Source organism: Metabacillus sp. 113a, assembly GCF_050107635.1.
Lineage (GTDB): Bacteria > Bacillota > Bacilli > Bacillales > Bacillaceae > Metabacillus_B.
Genome location: NZ_JBNILJ010000014.1, coordinates 79736 through 93495, shown reverse-complemented (window position 1 = coordinate 93495; position 13760 = coordinate 79736). Strand labels below are relative to the sequence as shown.

At 44.8% G+C, this 13760-nt stretch carries 18 protein-coding genes; all 18 read left to right on the top strand.

Annotated elements, in window-relative coordinates:
* Nucleotides 1-590 precede the first annotated feature (590 nt).
* Complete coding sequence (locus ACQCVE_RS16350) at nt 591-950, top strand: rhodanese-like domain-containing protein (RefSeq protein ID WP_426845514.1); 360 nt, start codon at nt 591-593, stop codon at nt 948-950.
* A gap of 13 nt (nt 951-963) precedes the next feature.
* The gene (locus ACQCVE_RS16345; protein WP_426845512.1) at nt 964-1263 is read left to right on the top strand and encodes a rhodanese-like domain-containing protein; all 300 of its coding nucleotides are present in this window, start codon (nt 964-966) and stop codon (nt 1261-1263) included.
* Between the two features lie 48 nt (nt 1264-1311).
* The gene (locus ACQCVE_RS16340; protein WP_426863428.1) at nt 1312-2097 is read left to right on the top strand and encodes a sulfite exporter TauE/SafE family protein; all 786 of its coding nucleotides are present in this window, start codon (nt 1312-1314) and stop codon (nt 2095-2097) included.
* A gap of 67 nt (nt 2098-2164) precedes the next feature.
* The gene (locus ACQCVE_RS16335) at nt 2165-3571 is read left to right on the top strand and encodes a rhodanese-like domain-containing protein (RefSeq protein ID WP_426863427.1); all 1407 of its coding nucleotides are present in this window, start codon (nt 2165-2167) and stop codon (nt 3569-3571) included.
* A 113-nt stretch (nt 3572-3684) separates the two neighbouring features.
* Entirely contained in the window at nt 3685-4299 is a 615-nt protein-coding gene (locus tag ACQCVE_RS16330; RefSeq protein WP_426863426.1) for a class I SAM-dependent methyltransferase, read from the top strand.
* Between the two features lie 39 nt (nt 4300-4338).
* Nucleotides 4339-5052 (top strand): cytochrome c biogenesis CcdA family protein, encoded by a 714-nt coding sequence (locus tag ACQCVE_RS16325; protein ID WP_426863425.1) that lies wholly within the window; start codon nt 4339-4341, stop codon nt 5050-5052.
* Between the two features lie 14 nt (nt 5053-5066).
* Nucleotides 5067-5762 (top strand): response regulator transcription factor, encoded by a 696-nt coding sequence (locus tag ACQCVE_RS16320; protein ID WP_426863424.1) that lies wholly within the window; start codon nt 5067-5069, stop codon nt 5760-5762.
* The gene (locus tag ACQCVE_RS16315; protein ID WP_426863423.1) at nt 5749-6810 is read left to right on the top strand and encodes a sensor histidine kinase; all 1062 of its coding nucleotides are present in this window, start codon (nt 5749-5751) and stop codon (nt 6808-6810) included. The genes ACQCVE_RS16320 and ACQCVE_RS16315 overlap by 14 nt, the downstream gene beginning before the upstream one ends.
* A 65-nt stretch (nt 6811-6875) precedes the next feature.
* Nucleotides 6876-7271, top strand: a complete 396-nt coding sequence (locus ACQCVE_RS16310; protein WP_426845498.1) for an OsmC family protein — start codon at nt 6876-6878, stop codon at nt 7269-7271.
* Nucleotides 7268-7879 (top strand): hypothetical protein, encoded by a 612-nt coding sequence (locus tag ACQCVE_RS16305; RefSeq protein WP_426863422.1) that lies wholly within the window; start codon nt 7268-7270, stop codon nt 7877-7879. The genes ACQCVE_RS16310 and ACQCVE_RS16305 overlap by 4 nt, the downstream gene beginning before the upstream one ends.
* Nucleotides 7876-8466, top strand: a complete 591-nt coding sequence (locus ACQCVE_RS16300; protein WP_426863421.1) for a TlpA family protein disulfide reductase — start codon at nt 7876-7878, stop codon at nt 8464-8466. The genes ACQCVE_RS16305 and ACQCVE_RS16300 overlap by 4 nt, the downstream gene beginning before the upstream one ends.
* A 130-nt stretch (nt 8467-8596) precedes the next feature.
* Nucleotides 8597-8800, top strand: a complete 204-nt coding sequence (locus ACQCVE_RS16295; protein WP_426863420.1) for a helix-turn-helix transcriptional regulator — start codon at nt 8597-8599, stop codon at nt 8798-8800.
* A 3-nt stretch (nt 8801-8803) separates the two neighbouring features.
* The gene (locus tag ACQCVE_RS16290) at nt 8804-9229 is read left to right on the top strand and encodes a hypothetical protein (protein ID WP_426845491.1); all 426 of its coding nucleotides are present in this window, start codon (nt 8804-8806) and stop codon (nt 9227-9229) included.
* Nucleotides 9230-9242: 13 nt separating this feature from the next.
* Nucleotides 9243-9989, top strand: coding sequence for a hypothetical protein (locus ACQCVE_RS16285; RefSeq protein ID WP_426863419.1), 747 nt, complete (start codon nt 9243-9245; stop codon nt 9987-9989).
* Nucleotides 9990-10018: 29 nt separating this feature from the next.
* Complete coding sequence (locus ACQCVE_RS16280; RefSeq protein ID WP_426863418.1) at nt 10019-11434, top strand: Na+/H+ antiporter NhaC family protein; 1416 nt, start codon at nt 10019-10021, stop codon at nt 11432-11434.
* A 290-nt stretch (nt 11435-11724) separates the two neighbouring features.
* The gene (locus tag ACQCVE_RS16275) at nt 11725-12111 is read left to right on the top strand and encodes a VOC family protein (protein WP_426845485.1); all 387 of its coding nucleotides are present in this window, start codon (nt 11725-11727) and stop codon (nt 12109-12111) included.
* Complete coding sequence (locus ACQCVE_RS16270) at nt 12108-12623, top strand: AAA family ATPase (protein WP_426845483.1); 516 nt, start codon at nt 12108-12110, stop codon at nt 12621-12623. The genes ACQCVE_RS16275 and ACQCVE_RS16270 overlap by 4 nt, the downstream gene beginning before the upstream one ends.
* A gap of 302 nt (nt 12624-12925) precedes the next feature.
* Nucleotides 12926-13591: a type 1 glutamine amidotransferase domain-containing protein gene (locus ACQCVE_RS16265; protein WP_426845481.1), complete on the top strand. Its 666-nt coding sequence runs from the start codon at nt 12926-12928 to the stop codon at nt 13589-13591.
* Nucleotides 13592-13760 lie beyond the last annotated feature (169 nt).

Genomic DNA, 13760 nt, shown 5'->3' with positions numbered 1-13760 from the left:
GAGATCGAAAGTACATGTATGACGGGCAAGAGAACTAAGTTCTCTCCCTTTATAAATTAATACCCTATCCAATTTATAAACTTGAAAACATTGTAATGAACTTTTACACAGAAAAATGGACTTGACCTTATTCACACCCTGGACCGGCTAGAGAATCATCAAAACCAGGCCAAACCGTGCACCGCAAGTCCAAAATGGCTTGCTGAATGTGCAGAAACGGCAATCCAAGGGAAAAAAATGCATAATAGAAACGCCACAATCATTCGAAGGTCTCTGACCCCGCTTGCATTAATGCGGAGCCTGTCTCCATTTTCGCAGCCCTGCTGAAGCTACGGCAATTTCAGCTCTGCCGGCCCATGCTGCATAAGGCCTGACAGTGTCCGTTCCCAATTTCCCTGCCTTTTACAGCTGTAAAGATATTCCCGCATAACCGTCCGCTAAGTATTCTTAAGAACTGAACTTTTCCCGAGATCACCCTCCTTGACTTTATACCCCCTAAGGTATATTATGAACGTATTGAACCCGATGGCAGGAATATGGAAGCTATTCGGGAAGCAGCTGCTAAAACTTAATGTTTAAGGAGAGAGTGAATGGAATATCTTAATTATTTTTTTATCCTGATTGCGGTTATTCTGCTGATTCGTTTTTTAGCTCCTGTTAAAGGAGTGAGACAAATCACTGCAAGCGAGCTGAAGAATGAATTGAACGATAAAGACAAACAGTATATTGATGTGCGGACGCAAAGTGAGTTTAAAGGCAATCATATCCCAAGCTTTCGAAACCTGCCGCTTCATCAGCTTGGAGAAAAGTCAAAATCCCTTTATAAAGATAAAGAAGTCGTCATCATCTGCCAAAGCGGGATGAGAAGCAGCAAGGCGGCATCGGTACTGAAAAAACAAGGCTTTACGAAGATAACAAATGTTAAAGGCGGCATGAACGCCTGGTCATAAGGAGGAATGGGAAATGAAAGAAATGACAGCAGCCGAAGTTAAAGCGAAATTAGAAGAAGGCACCAATCTAAACATTGTGGATGTAAGAGAAACGGATGAAGTGGCAGAAGGGAAAATTCCAAATGCGGTGAATATCCCGCTTGGCCTTCTTGAATTCCGCATGAACGAACTGGATAAATCCAAGGAATATGTGCTTGTATGCCGGTCAGGCGGAAGAAGCGGCCGGGCCCATCAATTCCTTGAAAGCCAGGGCTTCAATGTGATCAATATGACCGGCGGAATGCTTGCATGGGAAGGTCGCACAGAGAAATAATAAAGGAATGGCCTATTACCGGGATCCTTTTTTAGAAAGGAGGCCAATATGGATATTTTCTTTATCACGGCAATTTTCCTTCTCGGAGGGATTGGGTCTTTTATGTCAGGTCTGCTCGGAATCGGCGGTTCCATCATTACCTATCCGCTCCTGCTGTTTGTTCCGGCTGCTGTGGGGGCTGCCCATTTTACAGCACATGAAGTATCAGGTATTACATCTGTACAGGTTTTGTTTGCTTCCATTGGCGGAGTATGGGTATACAGAAAGAGCAGTTTTCTGAACAAACAGCTGATTATCTGGATGGGCATCAGTGTTTTACTTGGGAGTACTGCCGGCGGGTTGGTATCAGCTGGAATGCCGGAAACAGTCATTAACTTCATCTATGGGATTCTGGCACTGCTTGCTGTAGTGATGATGGTTGTTCCTGGAAGCAAGCAGAATGAACAGCCTTTAGAGGGTGTGATATTCAATCGCTGGCTGGCAGCTGTTATTTCTTTTGTAATTGGAGCTGCGGCGGGGATTGTTGGAGCGGGTGGAGCCTTTTTGCTTGTTCCTGTTATGCTGGCTGTTTTGAAAATCCCTGCCAAAATGACCATCGCGTCGTCTCTTGCGATTACGCTTATCGCTTCGATAGGATCAGCGGCGGGGAAAATTTTCACTGATCAAGTAGAGTGGGGACCAGCCAGTATCGTTATTGCAGCAAGTCTCCTCGCTTCTCCGCTCGGGGCAATGGCCGGCAAAAAGGCAAATCCAAAGGTGCTGAAGGTTATTCTATCGCTATTGATTCTGGCTTCAGCTCTAAAAATCTGGGCCGATATTTTTATTCAATCTTAGTGTTGTCCGTGAAGCGGATGGAAGATGATTCCTTATAATATCACAGAAAACCAAGGAGGCAATGAATATGTTTTTACGTTATTTTTACGATGAAAAGCTGGCGCAGGCATCTTATATGGTCGGCTGTCAAAAAACGGGAGAAGCCATCATTATCGATCCGGCAAGAGACATCTCTCCCTATGTGAAAACGGCTGAAGAGCAAAGCTTTCGGATCACCGGTGCTGCAGAAACACACATTCATGCCGATTTTGTTTCAGGTGCTAGAGAGCTTGAGGATGCATTTAAGGCTAAGATGTATCTGTCGGACGAAGGTGATCAGGAATGGAAGTACGAAAACCTTTCTGGAGTGAATCATCAGCTCTTGAAGGATAAAGATACATTCACAGTCGGAAATCTGCTTTTTGAAGTCATTCATACGCCTGGACATACACCGGAAAGCATTTCTTATTTGCTCACGGATAAAGGCGGCGGAGCAAGTGAACCTATCGGGATCTTCACGGGGGATTTTGTGTTTGCAGGGGACATCGGGCGTCCGGATCTTCTTGAAAAAGCTGCTGGAAAACAAGGAACGGCTGAAAATGGAGCAAAGCAAATGTTTCAATCCCTTAAAAAGTTTAAAGAGCTGCCGGATTATTTGCAGGTCTGGCCCGGACATGGTGCTGGATCAGCCTGCGGTAAATCGCTCGGTGCGGTCCCTTCAACTACTGCAGGATACGAAAAGATGGTGAACTGGGCTTTAAACTATGAGAGCGAATCTGATTTTACGCGGGCCTTGCTCGAGGATCAGCCGGAACCGCCCGTCTATTTCGCTGAGATGAAAAGGGTCAATAAAGTGGGGCCTGCGCTCCTTCGCACTCTTTCTGAAGTGAAGCTTACCGGAAAATCCGAGCTTGAAGACGAGGGCATTCAAATTATTGACACAAGAACGTCCGCAGAATTTGCCAAGGGTCATCTGAAGGGGACCATCAACATCCCATTCAACCAATCATTTACGAATTGGGCAGGATGGCTGATCGATTACAGGAAGCCCATGGTATTCCTTACGGATATGGAAAACCCTTCTGAAATAACAAAAGCTCTCCGTTCAATAGGAGTGGATGAAGTACATGGCTATGGCCATGCTGGTGATATCGTGGCGAAAGCTTCATCGCTGGAATCCTATGACGAGGTTTCCCCAAAAGAAATCGAACAAAAAGTAAAAGAGGGCTCTGTTCATGTGCTTGACGTGAGAAGCCAGTCCGAATGGCAGGCAGGACACATTAAAGGGGCCCAGCATATTATGCTCGGTACCCTTCCTGACCGCGTGAACGAAGTGAAGGATGATAAAGAAGTCATCGTCCAATGCGGATCAGGAATGCGTTCCGCAATCGGGGTCAGCGTTCTGCAGGCTCATGGAATGAAGAACGTAAAAAATTTAACAGGCGGCTTCACTAAATGGAAAAAAGAAACCGATTCTGAAACGATTGAGAAGTGATGCAGCCGGGGCTGATTCTTACAGGAATCAGCCCCGTTGCTGTATGCAATTCACACTATAGAAAAAACCTTCTATGTTTATAGCTTGTAAACTATGATAAAAGGAGAAAGATTATGAGCAGCTGGGAAGAGAGATTTAAGGCGGACCATTACATATACGGAACAGAAGCGAACGCCTTTCTGAAAGAAATGCAGCCATTGCTAAAGAGTGATGGAAACGCTTTAGCCCTAGCGGAAGGAGAAGGGCGGAATGCGGTCTTTTTAGCCCAGCAGGGAATGAAGGTTACGGCTTGGGACTACGCTGCTTCCGGTCTGACTAAAACGGAGCGGCTAGCTCAGGAAAAAGGCGTCGAGGTCAAAACGGAAAAAGTAGACTTAAATGATGCGGTGTGGGAGAAGGGAAAATGGGATGCCATTACTTGTATCTTCGGGCACTTTCCTGAAAAACTTCGCAGACAAACGCTGGCTGGTGTAAAGGATGCTGTGAAGCCAGGGGGGTTTCTTGTGGCGGAGGTCTACTCTCCATATCAGCTATCCTATGGAACTGGAGGTCCTAAGGATGAACAGTTTCTATATAAGCCGGAGGAATTTCTGCAGGTGTTTCATGATTGGCGGATTGTCCATTTTTTTATGGGGGAAGCTGAGCGCCATGAAGGGGACCTGCATAACGGATTGTCCCACGTGATTCAATTTGCCGGACAAAAAAATAACTCCTTAATGAACCGTTAACATTGATCTGAAATGATAGAAGGAAAAAGGAGTGATTGTATGGATGTCAGCCTATGGTTTGCCTTCGCTGCAGGTGTTTTGTCTTTCTTTTCACCATGTGTGTTCCCGCTTCTGCCCGCGTATGTCAGCCACTTAACGGGAGGAAGCGGCCTGAGAGATAATAAAGCTGCCGCTGGGAGAGGGATTTTATTAAGCCGGTCAGCGGGCTTTATTATTGGCTTTTCTGCCATCTTCATCATAATGGGAGCCTCAGCGAGCGTAGTAGGACAATTCTTTTCTGACTATCGGAAGCTTATTGAACAATTGGCAGGGATATTGATTGTCGTCTTCGGTTTGCAAATGGCTGGATTGCTGAAGATCAGGCTGTTAATGACGGAAAAAAGAGTGATGACGGACAAACCGAGCATGAATTTGACGGGCTCCATTTTTCTTGGAATGGCGTTTGCGAGCGGCTGGTCCCCTTGTGTCGGTCTTGCCTTGTCTTCCATCCTTTTGCTGGCGAGTTCAACGGATACCCTTAACCATGGAATCCTGCTTCTTTCTGTTTATTCCCTCGGTCTTGCTATCCCGTTTGTCATCATATCGTTTGTTCTCTCTCATTCCCTTGCCATTATGAAAAAAATCAACCGGCAGCTGAACAAACTGGCCTACATAAATGGAGGCATTATGATTCTGCTTGGAATTCTTGTGTTTAGCGGACAAATGCAAGTAATCAGTGCTTGGCTGTCTTCTTATTCATTATTTTCTTTATAAGGATTGTGATGCTGATGGAGCAAAAACTAAAAGGGAAAACCATTTTAATTATTGAGGACAATGAAAAGATCCGGAATCTGATCGGAATTTTTCTTTCTAATGACGGCTATGAGGTTCTTGAGGCAAAGGATGGACTGGAAGGAAAGGAAATGATTGAAAAGTTCGATCCCTGTTTCATTGTACTCGATCTTATGCTCCCTTATATGAGCGGAGAGGAACTGTGTACTTGGATTCGGAATGATATAAGGAGCAATGTACCGCTCATTATGCTGACTGCTAAATCCTCGGAACAAGAAAGAATTAGAGGGCTTAGGCTGGGTGCGGATGACTATATTGTCAAACCATTTAGTCCAAGTGAACTTGTAGCGAGAATCGAGACAGTATTAAAGCGGACTGAGAATCGCTGCAACAAAATCAGCTACATGGGTTTGACTATCAGACCATATAAAAGAGAAGCGCGCTTTCAGGAGTTTCCGCTCGAGCTAACAGGCTTTGAATTTAATCTTCTATTAACCTTCATGAAACATCCGGGTCAGATTCTTACAAGGGAACAACTGCTGAATATCATCTATGCCAATCATGAAAAGTCCGTTACAGAGAGGACAATTGACGTTCATATTAAACATATTCGGGAAAAGCTTGCCGGTTATACAGATATTGAATTCATCCAGACAGTAAGGGGAATGGGGTATAGATTTGCAGCATGCTAGGAGCAGCAGCCTAAGTCTTTCGTTCAAATTGGTGATCTTGAATAGTATTGTCATCGGGCTGGTTATTTTTATTTCAGGCTATACCGTAAAGGAGTACGCCTGTTACGTCGTCAATTCCGGAAATGTAACAGGGCCTCAGCTGAATGCCATACTTGATCATTTTCTCGTTCAGGTGTCAATCCTGGCTTTTGTTATCGCAGGCTTGGTGCATCTGTTTATTTTAAAAAGAATATTTGCCCCGTTACACAAATTAAAGGAGTCTATTCAGAGTATTCAGAACGGATCCTTGCCCCGTAAAATTAAACCCTCTAAACAGGATGAAATTGGAGAGCTGACAGAAAGCTACAATGCACTGATTGAATCGCTCGTCGACATTCAGAAAAATCAGGATCAGATGCTAAAAGATCTATCTCATGAACTGCGCACTCCGCTTACAAATTTAAATGGATACCTTGAGGGATTGATGAAAGGAATCATTGAAGGAGATGCTTACCTGTATCAGTCATTGCTTGATGAATCAAAACGGATTACAAGACTGGCAGAACAGGTCTCGGAATTCAATGCATGGCATGCCCGCGAAGGATTTAACATTCCATCCTTTCACCCCATTTCTGCTGAAAAGTTAATCGGACAGTCTCTCTACGGATTTGAGCTTAAATTCCGGTCCCGAATCAAGACAACGGTCTCGGTCCAGCCTGCAATGATCCGTGTCCATGAAGATGGCATAAAGCAAGTCATCAGCAATATTCTTCAAAATGCAGCTGACTATGATACAGGCAGGTGGCTCTCTGTAAAAGGGTACGTAAAGGATGGCTTCTATCTGTTTGCATTTCAGCAGGAAGGAAAACGGATTCCACCTGCAGAATCTGAAGCGGTTTTTGATCGTTTTTACCGCACAGACATTTCCCGGATTGAAAAAACTGATGGGGCAGGGCTGGGTTTAGCCATTGCTAAAGAAATTACCGAAAAACACGGAGGAACCATCTATTTGGAAACAGATGGAAAGATCCATACATTCTATATCAGGCTCCCATTGGAAAACTCTTAGATTTCCCCCATTTTTAATCCATTCTTAACATTAATGGAAGAAGATACATACAGGGAGTGAACAGAATGGACTTTGTGATGAAAGAAAATGGTGAAATAGCAGGAGATTTTCCCTGTGGAACGCTGTCTATTTCTACAGAAGAAGAACGTGGACTCAAGCCGCTTCAATTATTTGTTTCCTCCATTGCAGGCTGCAGCGGGACTATTCTGGCAGCCCTATTAAATAAGAAACGAATTCCCGTAGAACACCTCCGCCTCTCAGCGAAGGCAGAAAGGGAACGCGGTGGGAAGGCAATAAAAGCTTTAAAACTTGTCGCCGTTCTAGATACAACTGCCGCCCATTCACCAGAGCAGCTCACCAAAATATGTGAGCTTGTCCTTAAAAACTGCGGAATGATTCAGACCATTCTTCCAAGAGTTGATGTGAAGTTCTCCATCGAATGCAAGGGAGTCAGTAAATGAATTACATTCAGTTTGGGCCTGTGACGCTGCCATCAGGCTGGATCAGCGTACTCATCGGTGTTTTTGCGGTCAGCCTTATTTTTCAATGGTTTTATAAAAAGGAATTGAATTGGCTGATCAACGCCTTTCTGCTTTTTATTCTGATCTGGAAGCTCAGTTATTTCATAATCGATTGGGAAATAGCCTGGAAAAATCCGCTCTCCGTTCTTTATTTTCACGGAGGGAAAGCTGGACTGGCAGCCGGTGCTTTGGGCGCTTCCGTATATATATGGCTAAATGACAAGAGAGAGAGGATAAATTTATACGAATTTGCACAGAGCTATGCTCTTTTCATGTTTTTTTATGAAATATCCTCTCTTATTTTATCCGGAAGGCCGGACGCTGTTCCGATCATCCAGTCCGCTGTCATTCTGATCGGCTGGCGGCTGATGAAAACAAGCAGCAGAAAATCCGGAAAGCAGGATTTGCTCCAGCTCGTCGTTCTATTCGGACTGGTTAATCTCCTGTTTTACAGTTTAAGGGGTTTATTCTTTGCAGTCCCATCCTACACCCATATATGGATTGTTGCTGTATTTCTGATTTTATTTAAACGGGAGGAACGAATTTGAAAAAAACCTGGTTTTCAATGGCCGTTGTTATTTTGCTCGTTGGTATTCTAGCCTTTAATATCGGGAAAGAATTTTCAAAAGAAGAGACAAAGCCTGCTGAACAGGCTGAAACGAAACCAGCTGTATCGGAAACGACGGATACAGTCCCGGCTGCTTCAGGAATTGCGGAAGGGGAGGCGGCACCCGACTTTGAATTGAAAACCTTAAGTGGTGAGAGTGCTAAGCTTTCAGATTACAAAGGCCAAAAGATCATCCTCAATTTTTGGGCTAGCTGGTGCCCGCCATGCAAAGCAGAAATGCCCCATATGGAAGAGTTTTATGAAAAAAACAAGGACAGCAAATTCACCATCCTTGCTGTTAATCTCACCAATATGGACCGCGGTGAAGACAGCATTAAGAGCTTTGTCGAGGACTACCAGCTCACCTTTCCTATCCTCCTGGATGAAAAAGGGGAAATAGGCGCAGAGTATCAGGCGCATGCCATTCCAACCAGCTATGTCCTGGATGAGGAAGGAATCATCCGAAATCGAATTACAGGCCCGATGAGTGAAGAAATGATGGAGGACTTGATCCTAAACATGGAGTAAACTAGCTGGTTTATGAAGCAGCTCTTATAATAAGGGCTGCTTTTTTGGCAAAACAAAATGACAACAATCATTTACATTTTGCAACGGATCATATACAATTTGGGTAGTGAAATGAAAGGAAGAATGTGGAATGCTGAAAAATTCCGTTCGTGAGCTGCGGGCAAGATGCCGGCTAACCCAGCAGGAATTGGCAGATAAAGCGGGGATCTCCAGACAGACGGTCGGGCTGATTGAAAAAGGGGATTATGCTCCGTCTATCACGCTTGCGCTTAAAATTGCCCAAACCTTCGGCGTTTCGGTAGAGGAAGTCTTTTATCTGGAAGGAGAAAACTAGCAAATGCTGAAAAAAATCTTTCAATCTCCCTTATTTAACGCCCTTCTTCTTGCAGGATTAGGCATTATTATGGTTGGCAATCATTATTCGGAGTATGTGCCGCCCTGGATCATTCTGGATCCGATGGTGCTTGGAATTCCTATCTTAGTGCTTCTCGGTGTGATCCCTTTTTACAATCGAAAAAACCCTGAAAATCCAATCAAGCCAAGTATTCTTCCGATGGAATTCAGGGAAGCGGATGAGGGGCAGCAATGGATTACGTTTAAAGCAACCAGAAAGGTGTACATTTTCTTTGCATCCTTTATTCCGGTTGCAATAGCGGTCACGGCTTATTTGAGCCACCTGCCTTACATGCCGGTTATTTTGCTTGCTGTAATGGGGATTGCTCAGTATTTGATTTACTGGAGGGAATTGCGCAGATATTCTTGAGGAGGAAGAGCACATGCTATATTCTGTAGTTTTTCTGGCAGCAGCAATGAACGGATTTCTCATCTTGCTCTTCATAAGGTATAAACAGGGAAAGCTCATCCGAAACCCGTTCAAGACAATCTTGATAAAAGAAGGAAGTATCTTATTTTATGCCTTTTTCCGCTGGAAAAGAAAGAAGAATAAACCAGCGGAATCGTTTTGTTTACATAAAAATTCAGGCTATTTCTTTTTGTTTCTCGCTCTTCTCCACGAGCAGGTGATTGAAATGGTCATCTTCCACATTTACCTTCACCATGAAGACCCAGCCTTCGCCTATATCTTTACAGCCTTGCACCTGTACAGCATCCTCTATATGCTTGGTGATTACAACTGGGTGAGAAACTCTCCAGTCCGCCTCAATCATAACCGGGTGGAGATGAAAATTGGAGCCAGGAGGGAACTGGTGTTTAATCTGGAGGATATCGCAACAATTGACAAAGCCTCGATCCAATACCGGAAAAGCGGCGAAATGATTCATGAAAAGCAAGTGTTCCATGCGACGGGCTTCCCAAGAATCCTAACGTTGATCTTTGGGATGAGCGACCCCTTGAAGTATGAGATTGTTTTTCATGAGCCTCAGCAGGCGATCGGTTATTTCGGCACGAAAAAGACCGTAACGAAAGCGCTCCTTTATCTGGATCAATCAGACGGGCTGGTCCGGCTTCTTCAGACACAAAGGGCAGAGCTCGGGAATAAAGCTGGGGGCACTTCCGTATCCTAAAGGGGACCATTTAGGATAGGGTGAGGTATGTGCAGAATGATTGGCTTTCGGTTATCCCCTTTTTAATTGCAATTCCTATTGCAGTTAAAACAAAACAAGTGCTGCCTGGTTTGTTTGCAGGTCTCCTCGCCGGTTCGTTTTTGCTTGAGCCCTCTTTTGCTGGGGGATTGGAAAAGATGATTGCGATTTTAGTTAAAGGGATTATTGACCCTGGAAATATTAAGATTTTTATGTTCCTCTATGCTTTCACAGGCTTAATTGGCATGATAAAAATCGCCGGCGGAATCCGCGGTTTTGTGGAAGCTGCATCAGCAAGAATTAAAACGAAGAAGGAAGCGCTGTTTCTAACCTACATTTCCACGATTGGAACGTTTGCTGCGCCGAGCTTCCGGTTTGTCACGATTGCCCCGATAATGAGAGCCCTGTTAAAAAAGGTAAAAATGTCTACCCAGGAGCTTGGCTTTGTCATTGAAACGACGGCCACCCCGATCATCGTCCTGATTCCAATTGCTACTGCGTTTGTCGGCTACATGACCTCCCTTATCGATCTTGCCACTGAAAATGAGCAGATCAAGTCAGATGCTTACCAGTTGTTTCTCCAAAGCATCCCATTTAATTTTTTTTCCTACGTGCTGATTCTCGTCGGCATCTATTTAAGCTTTTTTCACCATTCCAAATCTACAGAAGAGAGCGACCCTGAGAAGATTGGCGATGCTTCTGGACAGCAGGAGGACTGGCATAACTGCGACCCTTCTGTGGGGAAAGATTTGCCTGAAAAGCCGTGGAACTTGTTTCTCCCGCTGATTCTCGTCATTGGTCTGACCTTTATCTTTACATGGTGGGACGGATTTCAAAAAGAGAAAGGCTTTTTTACGGCATTTATCAAAGCAGATGTCATGACAGCTATGCTGACGGCTCTCCTGGTCGCTTTGATCCTGACCTTTCTGTTTTTCCGCTTCCAGAAAATCAAAACAGGAGAGCTGCTTAACAGCTTTATCCTTGGCGGAAATGATTTGATGTCTGTCATTATTTTGCTTTCCTTTGTATGGGGGCTTTCCTCTGCAAGTGAGGAACTCGGGTTTTCGCGTTTTGTCACAAGCCATTCGCAATGGATACCGCCGTCCCTCCTCGTTCCGATTCTCTTTGTTTTCGGGGCGGCCGTCTCTTATTTTATCGGATCCGCCTGGGGAACATGGGGGATTCTTATGCCGCTCGGTGTATCGATCGCAGTCGCTTCGGATTTATCCCTGCCGCTTGTTATAGGAACGGTATTCGCCAGCGGCACATTTGGAGCCTTTGCCTCACCCTTAAGCGACGATACCAACACCATTGCCCGGATTTTGAACTTGTCCGTTATAAAATATGCACGGTATAAGCTAAAGCCTGCGCTTATTGCAGCAGGAATAACGGTTGTTTTGTACGGTGCGGTATCATTTTTTTTGTAAAGTAGTGGGTGTAATTGTGGTTGGGGTCAGTCCCCAAATCCTTCACCGCAGAAGGCGACAGAGGTCTAAGTCATTGGAACCTTGTGTGCCAACGGCTTCAAGAGTCGGTGCCGGAGCTTTCTTTCTTTAGCAGACTGCGGGTCTGGCACACATATCTAAAAACTCGAGGCCTCGCTGGTGTACTGGCTGAGCGAGGCCTTCAGTATTGGCGGGAGAAGAGAATTCCCTTTTTAAAAAGGACTTTTGGAAGCCACTCTTGAAATGATTAATAATGAAAGGAGTGTATGTGCATGTCCAATCCAATTACACCATTCTTCAGGTTTTCCGGCCAGGCAGAGGAGGCGATGAACCACTACCTCTCCATCTTTGATGATTCAATTATTCAGCAGATTTTCCATCATGAAGATGGCAAAGTGATGTATGCTATTTTCACACTTAAGGGTCAAACGTTTATGTGCATCGACAACACGAATGGCGACCATCATGCTTTTACCCCGGCTTTGTCGTTGTTTGTGGCCTGCGAATCTGATGAGGAAATCGAGACCGTTTTTCAAAAGCTATCTGATCATGGACAGGTGCTGATGCAGCTTGCCCCAACACCCGTGAGCGAGAAGTTCGGCTGGGTGGAGGACAAATATGGTGTCTCATGGCAGCTGAATCTGGAGAAAAAACGATGAGCACAGTAATAGAGAGCCTCTTAAAGCATAGCGGACCAATAGCGGTCATGATGTGCGGAGTCGCGGGCTCAGGAAAGACGACCTTTGCCCAACAGCTTGAAAAGGGAGGTTTTACCAGAGTTTCTATTGATGAAGAAATATGGGCCGTTCATGGTAGGTTTGGAATTGACTACCGTGAAGATAAGTACGAGAAGTTCAAAGAGGAAGCAGAAATAAAGCTTCGTAAACAACTAGAGGAGCTAATACAAAATGGACAATCGGTTGTCATTGATTTTAGTTTTTGGCAGCGTGCTAGGAGAAATACATATAAACAGCTGATTGAAGAAGCAGGCGGTGAGTGGAAGCTCATTTATTTGAAGGTGCACCCGGATGAACTGAGAAAAAGGCTGAAGATACGAAGCAAGCGCTTTGATGCCAACGCAGCCTTTCCGATTACGGAAGAGATTCTAACTGATTTTTTAAATGGGTTCGAAGTACCGTCAGGGGAAGGGGAAATCGTGATTGAACCGTAGGCCCTGAATTGGGCTTTTTTTGTATTAGCTATGTTAAAGCTTGGTGTTGTTTTTTAACACCTGTTGATTGAAGTGGAAGACGTGAGACCCCGCAAGCGCTTGGCGCTGAGGAGGCTCACCACCCGCCCCGCGGAAAGCGAGCGTCTGCAGCGGAAATCAACAGCCAAATTTGACAGAGCCTTTATATTTATAAAATTCCTTATACATACTCTTCGATTTTCTAATTTGTATTATGGATCAAATGGGTCTAAAATAGGTCCTGTAAAACAAATTCAACTATTCACATGAGGAGGAACCAAATCATGGCGAAACATATATTAATGGTCGTAACAACGGCTGATAAAATGAATGAGGATCACAAAACGGGTCTTTGGCTTTCAGAATTCGGTGAAGCGTATGTCGAATTCAAAAATGCAGGATACGATGTAACAGTGGCAAGTCCGCTTGGAGGCAAAGCTCCAGTTGACGATCGCAGTCTGGAAGGCGGAGAAACTCCGCAGGAAATCCTTGATACAGCGAAACACCTTGAAAACACAATGAAGCTTGAAGACATTGAGGACCTTTCCATCTACGACGCAGTTTTCATGCCTGGCGGACACGGTACGATGTTTGATCTGCCGGACAACGTTAAGCTCCATGAAATTGTCCGCAGTCTTTATGAAGCGGATAAAATTGTCGCTGCTGTCTGCCATGGGCCAGCGGGTCTTGTAGGAGTGAAGCTTTCTGACGGAACTCCGCTTGTCGCTGGAAAAACCGTTACAGCTTTTACCGATGAAGAGGAAAGAGAAACAACACTCGACCAGTTTATGCCATTCCTTCTTGAAACTCGCCTTCGCGAGCTAGGTGCGAATGTTGTGGTAAAAGAGAACTGGGTGGACCATCTTCAAGCTGACGGAAAATTGATCACAGGTCAAAATCCGCAATCCACAACGAGTGTGGCAAAAGAAGTCGTTAAACAATTGGGATAATAGTTCCCGGGACCTTCTGGTTATAGCAGGAGGCCGGCTGTATAAAAGCACTCAGAGCATGTCTCTGAGTGCTTTTTTTTATTTGATATTTTCCTGGATGGTGCCGGAGCTTTACTGCTGTAAAGGGAAGAGGGTCAGAGACTTTGTGTTGTCAGCCCTTGTGCGCCAA